Raw genomic sequence first — 17,373 nt, forward strand, 5'->3', positions numbered from 1 at the left:
AGGTTTTTGAACCAAATGAGCTTTTTTAAGAAGTTAAAAGAAAAATTTACGCAGCAAACCGATTCAGTATCAGAAAAGTTTAAAGATGGACTTGAAAAAACGAGAAACTCCTTTCAAGGAAGAGTAAACGAACTAATTTCTCGCTACCGTAAAGTCGATGAAGACTTTTTTGAAGAATTAGAAGAGGTTTTAATCGGCGCGGATGTCGGTTTTACAACAGTGATGGAACTGATCGATGAGCTGAAAAAAGAAGTGAAATTAAGAAACATTCAAGACCCAAGTGAAGTACAATCGGTCATTTCTGAAAAACTGGTGGAAATCTACAATAGCGGAGAGGAACAAATCTCTGCGCTGAATATTGAAGACGGACGATTAAATATTATTTTATTTGTAGGTGTCAATGGCGTTGGGAAAACAACGACGATCGGCAAACTTGCAAATAAGCTGAAAAATGAAGGGAAATCTGTTATTTTGGCAGCAGGTGATACATTCCGTGCCGGTGCGATTGAGCAGCTTGAAGTATGGGGAGAGCGTTCAGGTGTCCCTGTTGTTAAACAAACGGCTGGCTCTGATCCAGCAGCAGTGATCTATGATGCCGTTCAATCAGCAAAAGCGAAAAATGCGGATGTCCTTATCTGTGATACAGCAGGAAGACTGCAAAACAAAGTCAACTTGATGAAAGAGCTAGAAAAGGTCAAGAGAGTCATTGAACGTGAGGTTCCAGACGCACCGCATGAAGTGCTGCTCGCTCTTGATGCAACAACGGGTCAAAATGCGATGGCACAAGCGAAGGAATTTTCTAAAGCGACGAATGTGACAGGAATTGCTTTAACAAAGCTTGATGGGACTGCAAAAGGCGGGATTGTCCTTGCAATTCGAAATGAGCTGAACATTCCCGTGAAGCTCGTCGGTTTAGGTGAAAAGGTAGATGATCTGCAAGAATTCGATGCAGAATCGTATGTGTATGGACTATTCTCAGACGTGATTGATCAAGAAGACTAACAAAAATGCCGGCAAAAACTGCTGGCATTTTTATTTATACGCCGCTTCATGAAGTGACAAGATAAAAACTTGACACACAGTAGAGAACCGTGTAAACTTAGTTGATGTAAAGGGAATGAACTTAACAAAGGGGAGAGAGCCCATGACGCTTGAAAAAACAACGAGAATGAACTACTTGTTTGACTTCTATCAATCGTTGTTAACCGCAAAGCAAAAGAGCTACATGTCGCTTTACTACCTAGACGATTTTTCCCTCGGTGAAATTGCGGATGAATATGAAGTATCAAGGCAGGCTGTTTATGATAATATTAAACGGACTGAAGCGATGCTTGAACAATATGAAGAAAAGCTGCTCTTGTTTAAGAAATTTAAAGAGCGTAAAGAACTTCTCAAAAAAATGAGAGAGCTCGTAGCAGATTCCGCACAGACGGAAGAAGCAGAAGCTTTAATTGAATCGCTTGAGAAATTAGATTAGGAGGCGGCACAGTATGGCATTTGAAGGATTAGCCGACCGACTGCAGCAGACGATTTCAAAAATCCGCGGCAAAGGAAAAGTGTCAGAACAAGATGTAAAAGAAATGATGCGCGAGGTACGCCTTGCCCTTCTTGAAGCTGACGTCAATTTTAAAGTAGTCAAAGACTTTGTGAAAAAAGTAAGTGAGCGGGCAGTTGGACAAGAGGTCATGAAAAGCCTTACCCCTGGACAACAGGTCATTAAAGTTGTAAAAGAAGAACTCACTGAATTAATGGGCGGAGAAGAGAGTAAAATCGCTGTAGCGAAAAAATCTCCGACGGTCATTATGATGGTTGGTCTTCAAGGGGCTGGTAAAACCACCACAACTGGGAAGCTTGCCAATTTACTTCGCAAAAAACATAATCGCAAGCCGATGATGGTGGCTGCAGATATTTACAGACCAGCAGCGATCCAGCAGCTTCAAACGCTAGGGAAACAGCTTGATATGCCTGTGTTTTCATTAGGTGATCAAGTCAGTCCTGTCGAGATTGCCAAACAGGCAATCGAAAAAGCGAAAGAAGAACACCATGATTATGTCATTTTAGATACAGCAGGACGCCTTCATATTGATGAAGAATTGATGGATGAACTTCAGAAAGTAAAAGAAGTAGCGAGTCCAGAAGAAATTTTTCTTGTTGTTGACTCAATGACAGGTCAAGATGCTGTTAATGTAGCGAAAAGCTTTAATGAACAGCTTGGTTTAACAGGTGTCGTTCTAACGAAACTAGACGGGGATACACGAGGCGGAGCAGCACTTTCCATTCGAGCTGTGACCAATACGCCGATTAAATTCGCCGCGCTAGGTGAAAAGCTTGACGCGATTGAACCATTCCACCCAGAACGGATGGCATCAAGAATTCTTGGCATGGGAGATGTGCTTACACTGATTGAAAAAGCACAGGCAAACGTGGACCAAGATAAAGCGAAAGAGCTTGAACAAAAAATGCGGACCATGAGCTTTACACTCGATGATTTCCTCGAGCAGCTTGGCCAAGTTCGTAACATGGGTCCACTTGATGAATTGATCCAAATGATGCCGGGTGCCGGTAAAATGAAAGGGCTCAAAAACGTCCAAGTAGACGAAAAGCAGCTCAATCACATCGAAGCGATCATTAAATCAATGACGACCGAGGAAAAAGAACAGCCAGAGGTCATCAATGCAAGTCGAAGAAAACGGATTGCAAAAGGAAGCGGAACATCTGTCCAGGAAGTCAATCGCCTTTTAAAGCAATTTGACGAAATGAAAAAGATGATGAAGCAAATGACCAACATGTCCAAAGGGAAGAAAAAAGGCTTTAAATTACCATTTATGTAATTGGTTATACATGATAAAACCGTTGTTAAGAAAAAACACTTTACAAACCCTTTTATCATTGTTAATATACTATCTTGTTGAAATATTTTCGGAGGTGCTAGTAAAATGGCAGTAAAAATTCGTTTAAAACGTATGGGATCAAAAAGATCTCCTTTCTATCGTATTGTTGTAGCAGATTCTCGTTCACCACGTGACGGTCGTTTCATCGAAACAGTTGGAACATACAATCCAGTTTTATCACCAGCTGAGGTGAAAATCAACGAAGAATTAGCTCTTAAATGGCTTCAAAATGGTGCGAAACCATCTGATACAGTTCGCAACCTTTTCTCAAGCCAAGGAATTCTTGAAAAATTTCATAATGCGAAAAACAGCAAATAATGAATGAGCTGTCCTTGGAAGAATTGATTGTGTCCATCGTCGAGCCACTTGTTGATTTCCCTGAAGATATTCACGTATCTTCATTAGAAAAAGATGAGCAAGTGATTTACACACTGTCTGTCAATGCTGAAGATACCGGAAAGGTGATCGGAAAGCAGGGACGTACAGCGAAAGCGATACGAACAGTCATGTTTGCAGCAAGTGCAGAGTCTTCTAAGAAAGTTCAACTTGAGATTGCTGACTAAAAAGGGAGAGGGCTTAGGACCTCCCCTTTTTTTACACGTTTAAATCTATTTTTCGTTATACTGTAGAGGACAAATGCCTTCGGATAGGGGGACAAAAAGGAAGATGCAGATCATTCAACATGTCACCGTCATGCAAGTATTAACTGAAAGCAGTAAGGACAAACTGTTAACGACTTTTTTGGAGAAAAAAGAAAGACTAGAACGTGAATGCAATCAACTATATTTTCAACTGAAAAAACATGAAAAAGAACCACATCAGCAAGAAGCCATCCCTCAATTTCAAAAAGCCATCGATAAACGGCAGGAGAAAATCCAGCAAATTGACTTTCAAGTAGAGCAGCTGCATATTTTGCCGCTTGGAAGCGAAATGAAAGAGACAGAAGTGGATGCGCTGGTTGAAGTGAAAATAGGTGATAAATGGGATGACAAGATGCAAGATAATGTCATCGTCGTGAAAGACGGCACCATTGTGGAAATACGTCAGGGGTGATTGAGAACATGGAACAGGAATGGTTGAATGTTGGAAAGATTGTCAATACACACGGAGTGCGCGGAGAAGTTCGTGTCGTGTCAAAGACAGATTTCCCAGAAGAGCGTTATAAAAAAGGAAGCGTCCTCTATATTTTTAAGCAAGGTCAAGGAGAGCCGCTAAAAGTCACTGTCGCATCACACCGGCAGCATAAACAGTTTGATTTGCTTACATTTGAAGAAATTAGCTCATTAAATGAAGCAGAGCTATTGAAAGAATCAATCTTAAAAGTAGAAAAAGAACATCTCGGCTCTTTAGATGAAGGAGAATTTTATTTCCACCAAATCATTGGCTGTGAAGTATACGATGAAGAGGATCAGCTTGTCGGCCAAATCAAGGAGATTTTAACACCAGGGGCAAATGATGTCTGGGTGGTCGGAAGAAAAGGCAAAAAAGATGCCTTGATTCCTTATATCCCATCTGTCGTCAAAAAGATCGATATCTCATCCAAAACCATACACATTGAAGTGATGGAAGGACTTATTGACGAATGAAAATCGACTTCTTAACACTTTTTCCTGAAATGTTCGAAGGTGTGCTCCACTCATCGATCTTAAAAAAGGCACAGGAGAAAGAAGCTGTCTCATTCAATGTTGTCAATTTTAGAGAGTATTCAGATCATAAGCACAAAACAGTAGATGATTACCCATATGGCGGCGGTGCTGGTATGGTACTGAAAGCACAGCCCGTATTCGATGCGGTAGAAGATTTAACGAAGAAAGCAAGCAAGAAGCCCCGAATCATTCTTGTCTGTCCTCAAGGGGAAAGATATACGCAAAAGAAGGCAGAGGAACTAGCAAAAGAAGAACACCTTATGTTCATTTGCGGCCATTATGAAGGCTACGATGAGCGCATCAGGGAGCATCTTGTCACAGATGAAATCTCAATCGGAGATTTCGTTCTCACAGGCGGAGAGCTGCCAGCGATGATGATTGCAGACAGTGTGGTCAGGCTTTTGCCTCATGTGCTTGGAAAAGAAGCGTCTCACATTGAAGATTCATTTAGTACAGGTTTGCTAGAGCATCCTCACTATACAAGGCCAGCCGATTATAAAGGACTAAAAGTGCCGGATGTGCTCCTCTCTGGAAATCATGCCAAAATAGAAGAGTGGCGGCGTAAAGAATCTTTGAAGCGAACCTATACAAGAAGGCCAGATTTGATCGATTCTTGCAAAACGTTAACAGAAGAAGAAAAAAGATGGCTTTGGCAGCTCCATAATGACTAGATTGTATTGCACACTGCATAGAGGTATGGTATGATACTACTTGTGACTTGGACGGCTTGCCGATTCAAGTTTGAAAACGATGTTCCGCTGCAATGAAGAAAGAGGACATGAGCATCTGTTGGAAGGAGTTGAAAACGATGCAACATTTGATTGAAGAAATCACAAAAGAACAATTACGCACTGATCTTCCTGCGTTCCGTCCTGGTGACACTTTACGTGTACACGTTAAAGTTGTCGAGGGTACTCGTGAGCGTATCCAGATCTTTGAAGGTGTTGTAATTAAGCGTCGTGGTGGTGGAATCAGCGAAACTTTCACAGTTCGTAAGATTTCTTACGGTGTAGGCGTTGAGCGTACATTCCCTGTACACACACCAAAAATCGCTAACATCGAAGTTGTACGTCACGGTAAGGTACGTCGTGCGAAACTTTACTACCTACGTGAACTTCGCGGTAAAGCGGCTCGTATCAAAGAAATCAGACGATAATGATATCAAAGGAAAGAGCTTGTTACCTGTAACAGGCTCTTTTTTTGTACAATGTATAGAGATAATAGATAGAAAAGAAGGTGCACATATGACGATTCAATGGTTTCCAGGCCATATGGCAAAAGCAAGACGTGAAGTCACAGAAAAATTAAAGCTCATCGACATCGTATTTGAATTAACTGATGCTAGAATTCCGATGTCCTCTAGAAACCCAATGATCGAAGAAATCCTTCAGAATAAACCCAAAATCATGCTATTAAACAAAGCAGATAAAGCGGATCCTCGTGTGACAAAGGAGTGGCAGACGCACTTTGAGCAGCAAGGCGTTCGGTCACTTGCTATTAACTCTGTCGATGGACAAGGGTTAAATCAGATCATCACAACTTCAAAGGAAATCTTAAAAGAAAAATTTGACCGCATGAAAGCGAAAGGTGTCAAACCACGTGCAATCCGGGCGCTCATTATCGGAATTCCAAACGTCGGGAAATCGACCTTAATCAATCGTTTAGCGAAAAAGAACATTGCCAAAACAGGAGACCGTCCTGGTATTACCACCTCACAGCAATGGGTGAAGGTAGGGAAAGAATTGGAACTTCTCGATACACCTGGAATCCTCTGGCCGAAGTTTGAAGATGAGAAAGTAGGACTCAGGCTAGCGGTAACTGGAGCGATCAAAGATTCTATCATCAACTTACAGGATGTCGCTGTATATGGACTTCGCTTTCTAGAAGAAAACTATCCAGAGCGATTAAAAAAACGCTATGACCTAACGGAGATCCCTGAAGATACGGCTGAGCTGTTTGATGCAATAGGTACAAAGCGAGGCTGTCTCATGAGCGGTGGATTTATTAATTACGACAAAACCACCGAAATCATTATTCGGGATATTCGAACAGAAAAATTTGGTCCCCTCACTTTTGAGAAGCCTGAAAGCTAAAAGACACGCAGCACATGCGGGTCTTTATTTTTTGCGGAAAACTGCCGATATAAAGAAGGAGGCTGACGAAAAGCTGATGTACACAGTGAAACAAATAAAAGAACTGATAGAAAAGCATTCGCAAGACGAGTCATACATTCATGAACTTGTAAAAGATGATACGAGAAAAAGTGTCCAAAAATTGATAGAGAAGTGGCGCAAAGAGAGAGAAAAGCAGCAGCAACTTCAAGCAGCATGGAATGAGATGCTGCAATTTGAAAACAGTGCGAAAGCGCAGGGATACACATGTATTGCTGGAATAGATGAAGCAGGAAGAGGTCCACTTGCAGGCCCCGTTGTCGCAGCAGCTGTCATATTAAAGGAAGATACAGTCCTGCTCGGTTTAAACGACTCAAAGCAATTATCTGAGAAAAAAAGATTGGCATATTATGACCTGATCCAAAAAGAAGCACTTGATATTGGAATCGGCATTGTGGATGCAGCTACGATTGATGAAATCAATATTTACGAGGCATCAAGACTGGCGATGGTGAGAGCGGTGGAGAAGTTAACTCATACACCCGATTATCTACTCATAGATGCCATGACGCTCCCGCTTCCTATTCAACAGGAGAATATCATCAAAGGAGATGCAAAAAGTGCGTCTATCGCAGCAGGTGCATGTATAGCAAAGGTGACAAGAGACCAGATGATGGAAGAATACGGGCGTAAGTACCCTGAGTATCAATTTGAAAAACATAAAGGGTACGGAACAAAAGAGCATTTGGCTGCCATTCAAACACATGGAGCTACCCCAATCCATCGATTATCATTTGCGCCAGTGAAATCCGTTATATCATAAATTTTTGACCTAAGGAGGCTGCCTGTGATGACAAGAGTTGAGGACATACATACAGCACTGAATAGCCGGCTAAATACGGCAGAATCTGTGCCATTAAACACCGAAGGAAAGGAAAATGTGCATCGGCTGATTCTTGGTAAAGTACTGAAAATGCTCGGAGATGATACAGCCCTTGTTCAAATAGGCTCAACAAAAATAAAAGCGCAGCTAGCGGCTCAGCTCAAAGCAGACGCATTTTATTGGTTTCAATTTGAACAAGAGGGTGGAGGCAGCCTCAATAAACTAAGGCCAGTCCAGCAATTTGATCAAGACCCTAAAACATTAAAGGATGCAGCTGCCAAACTATTAGAAGGTCTCTCTCTGAAAAACGGACTAGAAAACATTCTAACAGCTACTGCTTTTTTAAAAGAAAAATCCGTCATCAATGAAGCAGAATTAAAAACGGCAGTGAAATGGATCGAACAGCTTCAAGGAGCTGATGTGAAAAAAGGTCTCCAGTCACTTCTATTTGCTTTAAAGAAAGACTTGCCGATCCAGGAAGGAGTCCTTCAATCAATTTTAGCCGTGAAATCATCCTCTGCTCTTCATCAGGATATGACAGCACTGCTAGAACGCTTAACACAGCTCCCGAAGCACTCAGACGCCACACAGGCCCTTGCACAAGCCGTTCGATCAGTCATAGGTGCTGAGACGACTGTCCATGCAGAAAAGCTCTTATCGGTCCTTCTAGCAGCGAGAGAAGGGACGGCGAAACAAGGGGGGAATTTACCTGTAACGCCTCAGTCAAATCTGACTCAACCAAAAGAAAATAGTCAGAATCCAATAGCTCAAGAGCGTCAGACGACCCAAGTTCTTCAATCTAACGTGCAGCAATCAACAAGTCCAAAAGAGCTGCAAATCCCGCCTCAGCAAATCGAGCGGATACTAACAAGTTTGATAAAACAAGGTGCAGATGGGCAGCAAGAGCCTAGCTTAAAACAGCTTACGTCATTGTTGCAAGGACTTCAGCAGGCTGGATCTCAGCCTGACGCAAAAGCATCTGTGCTTCAAAAAGAATTTCCGTTCCTGTCAAAAACAGAAGCAAAAGTATTGGCTCAGGTCGTGCAGCAGACGGAACCCGCATTAAGCAATAAAACCGACGTGCTCGATTTACTCATGACGATGAAAAAGGCAATAGGTGTACGTGACGAAATCGGTATGCTGAAACTACTCGAAAAAGGCAACCAGGATGTAAAAAGTCAGGAGCTTCACCAATTAAAGCTCGTCTTAAATGATGTGAGACAGTCTGATTTACCAGAGCCCGTAAAAAAAGAAGTCGATCAATTGTTTCATAGATTGAACGGGCAGTTATTTGTGCAGCAGGAGAACCAAACTATCAGCCAAATGATGGTCTCTTATCCGCTCTTTTCAAAACATAGTGTTCAAGATTTAACCTTTATTCTAAAAGGACATAAGAAAAAAGATGGCTCTATTGATATTTCTCAGTGTCGCCTTATGTTTTACTTAAACATGGAAAACCTCGAAGAAACATTAATCGACTGTACGATTCAGCAAAAGGTCATGTCAATTACAGTTGAAACCGGTCATGAACTTCAAGGAACCATTAATCCGATGATTCCAGCTGTTCGGGAGAATTTAAATGCCTTAGGATACAGCCTCACGGGAATTACAGCAAAGAAGAGACAAGAGCCAGTAGATCCGTCTCACTTTCTAGATGAACACTTTCATAAAATCAGCGAGAAGGGGCTGGACTTACGAGTATGAAGGATTCAAAACCGCTTAGAAGAGCGGTCGCTCTACATTATGATGAAGAAAAACAAAAGGCGCCAAAAGTGGTCGCGACAGGGAGCGGCTATGTGGCAGACCATATTATTGAAGAAGCAAAAAAGTCGGGAGTTCCTATCCAAGAAGACCGTAATTTAGTCGAACTCATGCGCCATTTAACACTGGATGAGGAGATCCCTGAAGCGTTATACGATACTGTAGCAGAAATATTTTCGTTTATCTACAGGTTAGATCAAAAAATGAAAAAATAAGGTAAAATAAGTGATTTGGATGAAAAATTTATATTTTTAATAAAATAAAAGTTAGAATGTTTAGAAGGATTTTACGATTTTACATAGAACCCTAGACATTCTCTTTTTTATTCTTTAAAATGAAAGCGCAGTCTATTTTATATTTTTTGTTTCTACATATGTTGGGAGGATGGGAAATGAATATCCATGAGTACCAAGGAAAAGAAATCCTAAGAAAATATGGGGTTTCAGTTCCAAATGGTAAAGTAGCATTTACACCTGATGAAGCAGTGAAAGCATCAGAAGAGCTAGAAAGCTCTGTATATGTCGTAAAAGCACAGATTCATGCAGGCGGCCGTGGTAAAGCAGGCGGGGTAAAAATTGCAAAAACAAAAGATGAAGTGAAGGGGTTTGCAGAGGAATTGCTCGGCAAAACACTTGTCACACATCAAACTGGGCCAGAGGGGCGCGAAATAAAACGCTTACTTATTGAAGAAGGCTGCGATATTCAAAAGGAGTACTACGTTGGACTTGTTTTGGACAGAGCGACATCAAGAATTGTATTGATGGCTTCTGAAGAAGGCGGTACTGAAATTGAAGAAGTAGCAGAAAAAACGCCAGAAAAAATCGTCAAAGTGGTCATCGACCCAGCGATTGGATTGCAAGGCTATCAGGCGAGAGAAGTAGCGTTTAAAATTAATATTCCAACAAAATTAGTTGGCCAAGCTGTTAAGTTTATGACAAGTCTTTACAATGCATTCATTGAAAAAGATTGTTCAATTGCTGAGATTAATCCACTTGTTGTAACAGGCGATGGAAAAGTCATGGCGCTTGATGCGAAATTAAACTTTGATAGCAATGCCTTATATAGACAAAAAGATATATTAGAATACCGTGACCTTGATGAAGAGGATCCAAAAGAAATTGAAGCATCTAAATATGATCTGAGCTACATTTCTCTAGATGGAAATATTGGCTGTATGGTCAATGGTGCAGGTCTTGCGATGTCTACAATGGATATCATCAAGCATTACGGCGGGGACCCTGCAAACTTCCTGGATGTTGGCGGCGGTGCAACAGCTGAAAAAGTAACGGAAGCATTTAAAATCATCTTATCTGATCAAAATGTAAAAGGGATTTTCGTTAACATTTTTGGCGGCATCATGAAATGTGATGTCATTGCAGAAGGTGTCGTTGAAGCGACGAAACAAGTTGGCTTAACATTACCACTCGTTGTACGTCTTGAAGGAACAAACGTTGAATTAGGGAAGAAAATCCTGAGCGATTCAGGCTTAAATATCACTTCTGCTGAGTCTATGGCTGACGGGGCAGAAAAGATTGTATCTTTAGTCAAGTAGAGCAGAAAGGCAGGGAACCTAAATGAGTGTATTTATTAATAAAAATACGAGAGTAATTGTTCAGGGGATTACCGGTTCAACCGCATTGTTCCATACAAAACAAATGATTGAGTACGGAACAAATATTGTTGGCGGTGTCACACCTGGAAAAGGTGGAACTGAAGTAGAAGGAGTTCCTGTATTTAATACAGTATCTGAAGCTGTTCAAACAACTGGAGCAAATGCTTCTGTTATCTATGTACCAGCACCATTTGCAGCAGATGCCATTTTAGAGGCTGTTGATGCAGAAGTCGATCTAGTCATTTGTATTACTGAACATATTCCAGTACTTGACATGGTCAAAGTAAAACGGTATATGGAAGGGAAAAAGACAAGACTTGTTGGCCCTAACTGTCCAGGTGTCATTACACCTGAAGAATGTAAGATTGGGATCATGCCAGGCTACATTCATAAAAAAGGTCATGTGGGTGTTGTTTCTCGTTCTGGAACGCTTACATATGAAGCGGTACATCAGCTTTCAGAAGCTGGCGTTGGTCAATCGACAGCTGTAGGAATCGGCGGAGACCCTGTCAATGGGACAAACTTTATTGATGTATTAAAAGCATTCAATGAAGACCCTGATACACATGCTGTCATTATGATCGGTGAAATCGGCGGTACGGCTGAAGAAGAAGCAGCTGAATGGGTAAAAGCAAATATGACAAAGCCAGTTGTTGGCTTTATTGGCGGTAAAACGGCGCCTCCAGGAAAACGCATGGGACATGCTGGTGCCATTATTTCTGGTGGTAAAGGAACAGCTGATGAAAAAGTAAAAACAATGCGTGAATGTGGAATTGAAGTGGCAGAGACACCATCTGTCATGGGAGAAACATTGATTAAAGTACTAAAAGAGAAGAATCTTTTTGAAGCTTGTAAAACGCATTAATGACACAAGAAGACTTGTTCTTTGACAAGTCTTCTTCTTTCTATCTTAAACAGGAGGAATGGTATGTACAATGTGTCCGAAAGAATGATTTTTCACCGCTTAAAAGGCCTCATCTCACCCTCTTTGTTAACAAAATGGTGGAAAGTCGATCCTGAGCTATATATAAATGAAGAAACACATCATTTTAAACAGGATCGATCATTACAAACAATCGACTTTACCCGCTTAAAACAAGCCGAAGAAAAAGAATTCCCCATTTTTCAACACATCGTTCAAGCCTATTTAAAGCAAAACATTCACATGATTCCCATCACATCACCCTTATATCCCAGCACACTAAAACATATTTATGATCCTCCCCCTGTGTTATTCCTAAAAGGAAACATATCATATTTAAATGAAGAAAAAAGTTTAGGTGTAGTAGGCACACGAGTTCCATCGTCTTATGGAGAAGCATGTGTGAAGAAAATTGTTGGTGAGCTTGTAAAGGAAGATTGGACGATTGTCAGTGGCTTAGCAAAAGGCATTGATGGAATCGCACACAAAGAGTGCATTAGGAATAAAGGGAAAACGATTGGTATTATAGCAGGCGGATTTCAGCACTTATACCCAAAGGAGCATGTGCAAATGGCTGAATACATGGGCGAGCATCATTTGCTTTTGTCTGAGCATCCGCCTTATGTCAAACCAGAAAAATGGCATTTCCCTTTGAGGAATCGCTTAATTAGTGCGCTAACAAGTGGAACCATCGTGATTCAGTGCAAAGAAAAGAGCGGTTCACTCATTACTGCGTATCAAGCACTTGAGCAAGGCAAAGAGGTGTTTGCGGTTGCAGGATCAATCTTTGATCCTAATTCCACAGGTCCAGCCAAACTTATACAGCAGGGAGCAAAGCTTGTTCATTCAACGAAGGATATTTTAGAGGAATTCTCCTTCCGCGGTGTTCAATATACTGAACTCTCATAAAAATATCGTTTGACAAAAGACATAGGAATATTTAATAATAGTGAGGATTTAAGTTTACACTTTGTTTTTCGTGTTTATAATGATGTTCATCATAAAGAATTTTTCATGATTGCCTGTTAGATAGGTGCAATTAACATAAATATGAATTGTGAAATGTATAAAGAGAGAACACCTCTTAAGGGGGATTTTGAGTATGGCTGATTATTTAGTCATCGTTGAGTCGCCAGCCAAGGCGAAAACGATTGAGCGTTATTTAGGTAAAAAGTACAAAGTAAAGGCTTCAATGGGACACATAAGAGATTTACCGAAAAGTCAGCTTGGTGTTGACACTGAGCATGACTTCGAACCGAGGTATATTACGATTCGCGGGAAAGGCCCCGTATTAAAAGAATTAAAAACCGCAGCAAAAAAAGCAAAGAAAGTCTATCTCGCAGCTGACCCCGATAGAGAGGGAGAAGCGATTGCTTGGCATTTAGCGCATAGCCTTGACCTTGACCTCTCGTCTGACTGCCGAGTTGTCTTTAACGAGATTACAAAAGATGCTATTAAAGATTCCTTTAAGCATCCACGTATGATCAATATGGATTTAGTTGATGCACAGCAGGCAAGACGGATCTTAGATCGTCTCGTTGGGTATAAAATTAGTCCGATTTTATGGAAGAAAGTGAAAAAGGGCTTAAGTGCCGGTCGTGTTCAATCAGTTGCACTCCGCCTGATCATTGATCGCGAGAATGAAATCAATGAATTTAAACCAGAAGAATACTGGACAATTGACGGTACATTCCTAAAAGGAAAAGAAAGCTTCGAAGCGAGCTTCTTCGGCGTCAATGGCAAAAAGCATCCACTGAAAACAAAAGAAGATGTAAAAGAAATCCTTTCGAAACTAAAAGGGAGCAAATTCTCTGTAGAGAAAGTGACGAAAAAAGAGCGTAAACGAAACCCAGCTGTTCCGTTTACAACATCTACTTTACAGCAGGAGGCTGCAAGAAAATTAAACTTCCGTGCGAAAAAGACGATGATGATTGCACAGCAATTATATGAAGGAATCGATCTTGGTAAAGAAGGTACAGTCGGACTCATTACTTACATGAGAACAGACTCAACTCGTATTTCCAATACGGCAATTGAAGAAGTATCTGCTTTCATTGATCAGACGTACGGTAAGAATTTCTTGAATACAACAAAACGAACCGCTAAAAAGAATGAAAATGCACAAGATGCTCACGAAGCCATTAGGCCGACTTCTACGCTGAGAAAACCAGCAGATGTCAAACATGTCTTAAGCCGAGATCAGCTTCGTCTGTATAAATTGATTTGGGAACGATTCGTCGCAAGCCAAATGGCGCCGGCTGTTCTTGATACAATGAGTGTGGACCTTGATAATAACGGGCTTACATTCCGTGCTAACGGAAGCAAAGTGAAATTCCCTGGATTCATGAAGGTATATGTAGAAGGGAAAGACGACCAGCTAGAAGAAAAGGACAAAATGCTGCCTGATCTTAAAGAAGGTGATACGGTTCTTTCAAAAGATATCGAACCTGAACAGCATTTCACGCAGCCGCCTCCGCGCTATACTGAGGCAAGACTTGTCAAAACGCTTGAAGAGCTGGGTATAGGCCGTCCGTCTACGTATGCACCAACATTAGACACGATTCAAAAGCGCGGCTATGTCGCACTTGATAATAAACGGTTTATCCCAACAGAGCTTGGGGAAATTGTTCTCAACTTAATCATTGAATTCTTCCCTGAGATCATTAACGTGGAATTCACTGCGAAAATGGAAAAAGAACTTGATAGCGTTGAAGAAGGTACGATCGAATGGGTTCGCATTATCGACAGCTTCTATCAAGACTTTGCAAAACGGGTAGAAAAAGCGGAAGCAGAAATGCAAGAAGTTGAGATTGAGCCTGAATACGCCGGAGTTGACTGTGAAGAGTGCGGACATCCGATGGTGTACAAAATGGGTCGATACGGTAAGTTCATGGCTTGCTCTAACTTTCCTGACTGTCGTAACACAAAACCAATTGTGAAAGACATTGGTGTGAAATGCCCAACATGTCATGAAGGAAACATTGTTGAACGAAAATCTAAGAAGCGCCGCATTTTTTATGGCTGTGATCGTTTTCCAGAGTGCGAATTCGTCTCTTGGGACAAACCGATTGAAAGAAAGTGTCCAAAATGCGAAAATATGCTTGTAGAGAAAAAGCTGAAAAAAGGCATGCAAGTTCAATGTGTGAACTGTGATTATAAAGAGGAACAACAAAAATAGCGGTGAGCAACCTTGTTCACCTGCTTTTTTGTGTCATCAAACAGAACTTACGAAATAGGAGAGTTGTACAATGAGTCAATTTGTAAATGTGATCGGAGCAGGTTTAGCTGGAAGTGAAGCGGCATGGCAAATTGCTAAACGCGGAATTAAAGTCAACTTATATGAAATGAGACCTGTCAAACAAACGCCAGCTCACCACACAGATAAATTTGCAGAGCTTGTATGCAGCAATTCACTGCGTGCCAACGCTTTGACAAATGCGGTCGGTGTATTAAAGGAAGAAATGCGTCATTTAGATTCAGCGATTATCGCAGCCGCAGATGAAAGCTCAGTTCCTGCTGGCGGAGCGCTTGCAGTAGATCGTCATGAATTTGCAGCAAACGTTACTGATCGAGTAAAAAATCACCCGAATGTGACAGTCTTTCAAGAAGAAGTACAAAGCATTCCAGAAGGCCCAACAATTATTGCGACAGGCCCGCTTACTTCTGAAGCACTTTCAAAAGAATTAAAATCGTTAACTGGAGAAGAGTATCTATACTTCTACGATGCAGCGGCACCTATCCTAGAGAAAGATAGCATTGATATGGATAAGGTGTACTTGAAATCACGTTATGACAAAGGAGAAGCCGCTTATTTAAACTGTCCAATGACAGAAGAAGAATTCGATCGTTTTTATGAGGCGCTTATTTCTGCAGAAACAGTTCCATTAAAAGAGTTCGAAAAAGAAATCTTCTTTGAAGGCTGTATGCCAATTGAAGTCATGGCGAAAAGAGGAAAGAAAACGATGTTGTTTGGTCCGATGAAGCCAGTAGGACTTGAAGATCCGAAAACAGGAAAAAGACCTTACGCTGTTGTTCAATTAAGACAGGATGATGCAGCAGGTACTTTATATAACATCGTCGGCTTCCAGACACACCTGAAGTGGGGCGACCAAAAAGAAGTATTCCGCTTGATTCCAGGTCTTGAAGAAGCAGAGATTGTTCGTTATGGCGTGATGCACCGCAATACATTCATTAACTCACCGAGTCTTTTAAAACCAACGTATCAGTTTAAAAATAGAGAAGATCTATTCTTTGCCGGACAAATGACAGGCGTTGAAGGCTATGTCGAGTCCGCAGCTTCCGGACTAGTCGCTGGTATAAACGCCGCTCGTTTTGTCAAAGGAGAAGAACTTGTGACTCTTCCGGAGGAAACAGCGATTGGCAGCATGGCTTATTACATCACATCGACAAACAAGAAAAGCTTCCAGCCAATGAATGCAAATTTTGGCTTGTTGAAAGATCTTGGTGTTCGCATTAAAAACAAACAAGAGCGTTATGCAGAGTACGCTAAGCGCGCAATCGAAACTATTCAAACTATTTCGAAATCTCTGTAGTAAAACATTGCATGGAAAGCAAGATATGTGATACCATTTAAAAGCCTTAAAGAGGTGTAAAAATGACGAATAAACAGCGTCTTGTCCACTTATTCATTGAATATCTGCAAATTGAAAAAAACTATTCTGTTTTAACCATCTCAGGATATACAGAAGCGATTGAAGAGTTTGTCAGATTTATGAACGTTCAAGGAATAGACGGTTTTGAAGAGGTATCCTATCAAGATACGAGAATTTATTTAACAGAAGCTTATGAAAAAGGCCTGACAAGAAGAACGATTAGTAAGAAAGTCTCTGCGCTTCGCAGCTTTTATAAATTTCTATTAAGAGAACAGCTTGTGAAAGAAAATCCTTTTTTACTCGTTAGCTTACCAAAGCAGGATAAGCGAATTCCTTCATTTTTGTATGAAGAGGAACTGAAAGAGCTTTTTACTGTTTCTGATGTCAGCACACCGCTTGGGCAAAGAAACCAAGCGATTTTAGAACTTCTTTATGCAACAGGTATGAGGGTCAGTGAGTTATGTTCATTAAAAGAATCTGATCTTGATTTATCGATGGATACAGTGCTTGTTCATGGGAAAGGCAGCAAGCAGCGGTATGTTCCTTTTGGTTCATATGCTCATGAAGCACTCATCACTTATTTAGAGGATGGAAGGCTGAAGCTGAAAGCGAAGGGGAATGATCGTGCTGATGCATATGTATTTTTGAATCAGCGCGGGGCGCCTCTTACAGACAGAGGTGTTCGATTCATTCTCACTGAACTAATGAAAAAGGCGTCAGGCACATTACATATCCATCCTCACATGTTAAGGCACACCTTTGCCACACATCTCTTAAATGAGGGAGCAGATTTGAGAAGTGTTCAAGAACTTCTTGGTCATTCGAATTTATCATCAACTCAGGTGTACACGCATGTATCAAAAGATTCTTTAAGGAAAACGTACATGTCTCATCACCCAAGGGCTTTTAAACGATCCTAAAAGGAGGTTTTTTC

Annotated in this window: 19 protein-coding genes; all 19 read left to right on the top strand. The window is 41.1% G+C overall.

Going from position 1 to position 17,373, the window contains the following annotated elements; genetic code table 11:
- Positions 1 to 15 precede the first annotated feature (15 nt).
- Entirely contained in the window at positions 16 to 1,002 is a 987-nt protein-coding gene (gene ftsY, locus ACQYAC_RS01795) for a signal recognition particle-docking protein FtsY (RefSeq protein WP_034662411.1), read from the top strand.
- A gap of 142 nt (positions 1,003 to 1,144) precedes the next feature.
- Complete coding sequence (locus ACQYAC_RS01800; RefSeq protein WP_012009935.1) at positions 1,145 to 1,477, top strand: putative DNA-binding protein; 333 nt, start codon at positions 1,145 to 1,147, stop codon at positions 1,475 to 1,477.
- Positions 1,478 to 1,490: 13 nt separating this feature from the next.
- Positions 1,491 to 2,831 (top strand): signal recognition particle protein, encoded by a 1,341-nt coding sequence (gene ffh / locus ACQYAC_RS01805; RefSeq protein ID WP_058014005.1) that lies wholly within the window; start codon positions 1,491 to 1,493, stop codon positions 2,829 to 2,831.
- A gap of 105 nt (positions 2,832 to 2,936) precedes the next feature.
- Positions 2,937 to 3,209, top strand: coding sequence for a 30S ribosomal protein S16 (gene rpsP / locus ACQYAC_RS01810; protein WP_003212139.1), 273 nt, complete (start codon positions 2,937 to 2,939; stop codon positions 3,207 to 3,209).
- The gene (locus ACQYAC_RS01815) at positions 3,209 to 3,454 is read left to right on the top strand and encodes a KH domain-containing protein (protein WP_012009937.1); all 246 of its coding nucleotides are present in this window, start codon (positions 3,209 to 3,211) and stop codon (positions 3,452 to 3,454) included. The genes rpsP and ACQYAC_RS01815 overlap by 1 nt, the downstream gene beginning before the upstream one ends.
- A gap of 103 nt (positions 3,455 to 3,557) precedes the next feature.
- Positions 3,558 to 3,944 carry a YlqD family protein gene (locus ACQYAC_RS01820; RefSeq protein WP_050945054.1) on the top strand — a complete coding sequence of 129 codons (387 nt, stop codon included), beginning with the start codon at positions 3,558 to 3,560 and terminating at the stop codon, positions 3,942 to 3,944.
- A gap of 8 nt (positions 3,945 to 3,952) precedes the next feature.
- Entirely contained in the window at positions 3,953 to 4,477 is a 525-nt protein-coding gene (gene rimM / locus ACQYAC_RS01825) for a ribosome maturation factor RimM (RefSeq protein ID WP_050945053.1), read from the top strand.
- Entirely contained in the window at positions 4,474 to 5,208 is a 735-nt protein-coding gene (gene trmD, locus ACQYAC_RS01830; RefSeq protein WP_058014004.1) for a tRNA (guanosine(37)-N1)-methyltransferase TrmD, read from the top strand. The genes rimM and trmD overlap by 4 nt, the downstream gene beginning before the upstream one ends.
- A gap of 137 nt (positions 5,209 to 5,345) precedes the next feature.
- The gene (rplS, locus tag ACQYAC_RS01835; RefSeq protein WP_003212364.1) at positions 5,346 to 5,693 is read left to right on the top strand and encodes a 50S ribosomal protein L19; all 348 of its coding nucleotides are present in this window, start codon (positions 5,346 to 5,348) and stop codon (positions 5,691 to 5,693) included.
- An 88-nt stretch (positions 5,694 to 5,781) separates the two neighbouring features.
- Positions 5,782 to 6,630: a ribosome biogenesis GTPase YlqF gene (ylqF, locus tag ACQYAC_RS01840; RefSeq protein ID WP_065097268.1), complete on the top strand. Its 849-nt coding sequence runs from the start codon at positions 5,782 to 5,784 to the stop codon at positions 6,628 to 6,630.
- Positions 6,631 to 6,706: 76 nt separating this feature from the next.
- Positions 6,707 to 7,471, top strand: a complete 765-nt coding sequence (locus ACQYAC_RS01845) for a ribonuclease HII (RefSeq protein WP_058014003.1) — start codon at positions 6,707 to 6,709, stop codon at positions 7,469 to 7,471.
- A gap of 27 nt (positions 7,472 to 7,498) precedes the next feature.
- Complete coding sequence (locus tag ACQYAC_RS01850) at positions 7,499 to 9,235, top strand: glycosyltransferase (protein WP_429942613.1); 1,737 nt, start codon at positions 7,499 to 7,501, stop codon at positions 9,233 to 9,235.
- On the top strand, positions 9,232 to 9,507 hold the full coding sequence (locus ACQYAC_RS01855; RefSeq protein WP_003211418.1) for a FlhB-like flagellar biosynthesis protein: 276 nt from the start codon (positions 9,232 to 9,234) through the stop codon (positions 9,505 to 9,507). Before ACQYAC_RS01850 ends, ACQYAC_RS01855 begins: the two co-directional genes overlap by 4 nt.
- Positions 9,508 to 9,683: 176 nt before the next feature.
- Positions 9,684 to 10,844 (top strand): ADP-forming succinate--CoA ligase subunit beta, encoded by a 1,161-nt coding sequence (sucC, locus tag ACQYAC_RS01860; protein WP_012009945.1) that lies wholly within the window; start codon positions 9,684 to 9,686, stop codon positions 10,842 to 10,844.
- Between the two features lie 22 nt (positions 10,845 to 10,866).
- Complete coding sequence (sucD, locus tag ACQYAC_RS01865) at positions 10,867 to 11,769, top strand: succinate--CoA ligase subunit alpha (protein WP_003212080.1); 903 nt, start codon at positions 10,867 to 10,869, stop codon at positions 11,767 to 11,769.
- 63 nt (positions 11,770 to 11,832) lie between these two features.
- Positions 11,833 to 12,735 carry a DNA-processing protein DprA gene (gene dprA, locus ACQYAC_RS01870; RefSeq protein ID WP_058014001.1) on the top strand — a complete coding sequence of 301 codons (903 nt, stop codon included), beginning with the start codon at positions 11,833 to 11,835 and terminating at the stop codon, positions 12,733 to 12,735.
- A gap of 193 nt (positions 12,736 to 12,928) precedes the next feature.
- Positions 12,929 to 15,004, top strand: coding sequence for a type I DNA topoisomerase (gene topA / locus ACQYAC_RS01875; protein ID WP_058014000.1), 2,076 nt, complete (start codon positions 12,929 to 12,931; stop codon positions 15,002 to 15,004).
- 70 nt (positions 15,005 to 15,074) lie between these two features.
- The gene (gene trmFO, locus ACQYAC_RS01880; protein WP_034662383.1) at positions 15,075 to 16,379 is read left to right on the top strand and encodes an FADH(2)-oxidizing methylenetetrahydrofolate--tRNA-(uracil(54)-C(5))-methyltransferase TrmFO; all 1,305 of its coding nucleotides are present in this window, start codon (positions 15,075 to 15,077) and stop codon (positions 16,377 to 16,379) included.
- A 62-nt stretch (positions 16,380 to 16,441) separates the two neighbouring features.
- On the top strand, positions 16,442 to 17,359 hold the full coding sequence (gene xerC / locus ACQYAC_RS01885; protein ID WP_058013999.1) for a tyrosine recombinase XerC: 918 nt from the start codon (positions 16,442 to 16,444) through the stop codon (positions 17,357 to 17,359).
- The last annotated feature ends 14 nt before the right edge of the window (positions 17,360 to 17,373 follow it).

The sequence above is a fragment of the Bacillus sp. MM09(2025) genome, assembly GCF_050496725.1.
GTDB lineage: Bacteria > Bacillota > Bacilli > Bacillales > Bacillaceae > Bacillus > Bacillus pumilus.

Excerpts from the sequence above, each read along its gene's own strand:
- ftsY (WP_034662411.1), top strand. The coding sequence starts at position 16 with ATGAGCTTTTTTAAGAAGTTAAAAGAAAAATTTACGCAGCAAACCGAT.
- ACQYAC_RS01800 (WP_012009935.1), top strand. The coding sequence starts at position 1,145 with ATGACGCTTGAAAAAACAACGAGAATGAACTACTTGTTTGACTTCTAT.
- ffh (WP_058014005.1), top strand. The coding sequence starts at position 1,491 with ATGGCATTTGAAGGATTAGCCGACCGACTGCAGCAGACGATTTCAAAA.
- rpsP (WP_003212139.1), top strand. The coding sequence starts at position 2,937 with ATGGCAGTAAAAATTCGTTTAAAACGTATGGGATCAAAAAGATCTCCT.
- ACQYAC_RS01815 (WP_012009937.1), top strand. The coding sequence starts at position 3,209 with ATGAATGAGCTGTCCTTGGAAGAATTGATTGTGTCCATCGTCGAGCCA.
- ACQYAC_RS01820 (WP_050945054.1), top strand. The coding sequence starts at position 3,558 with ATGCAGATCATTCAACATGTCACCGTCATGCAAGTATTAACTGAAAGC.
- rimM (WP_050945053.1), top strand. The coding sequence starts at position 3,953 with ATGGAACAGGAATGGTTGAATGTTGGAAAGATTGTCAATACACACGGA.
- trmD (WP_058014004.1), top strand. The coding sequence starts at position 4,474 with ATGAAAATCGACTTCTTAACACTTTTTCCTGAAATGTTCGAAGGTGTG.
- rplS (WP_003212364.1), top strand. The coding sequence starts at position 5,346 with ATGCAACATTTGATTGAAGAAATCACAAAAGAACAATTACGCACTGAT.
- ylqF (WP_065097268.1), top strand. The coding sequence starts at position 5,782 with ATGACGATTCAATGGTTTCCAGGCCATATGGCAAAAGCAAGACGTGAA.
- ACQYAC_RS01845 (WP_058014003.1), top strand. The coding sequence starts at position 6,707 with ATGTACACAGTGAAACAAATAAAAGAACTGATAGAAAAGCATTCGCAA.
- ACQYAC_RS01850 (WP_429942613.1), top strand. The coding sequence starts at position 7,499 with ATGACAAGAGTTGAGGACATACATACAGCACTGAATAGCCGGCTAAAT.
- ACQYAC_RS01855 (WP_003211418.1), top strand. The coding sequence starts at position 9,232 with ATGAAGGATTCAAAACCGCTTAGAAGAGCGGTCGCTCTACATTATGAT.
- sucC (WP_012009945.1), top strand. The coding sequence starts at position 9,684 with ATGAATATCCATGAGTACCAAGGAAAAGAAATCCTAAGAAAATATGGG.
- sucD (WP_003212080.1), top strand. The coding sequence starts at position 10,867 with ATGAGTGTATTTATTAATAAAAATACGAGAGTAATTGTTCAGGGGATT.
- dprA (WP_058014001.1), top strand. The coding sequence starts at position 11,833 with ATGTACAATGTGTCCGAAAGAATGATTTTTCACCGCTTAAAAGGCCTC.
- topA (WP_058014000.1), top strand. The coding sequence starts at position 12,929 with ATGGCTGATTATTTAGTCATCGTTGAGTCGCCAGCCAAGGCGAAAACG.
- trmFO (WP_034662383.1), top strand. The coding sequence starts at position 15,075 with ATGAGTCAATTTGTAAATGTGATCGGAGCAGGTTTAGCTGGAAGTGAA.
- xerC (WP_058013999.1), top strand. The coding sequence starts at position 16,442 with ATGACGAATAAACAGCGTCTTGTCCACTTATTCATTGAATATCTGCAA.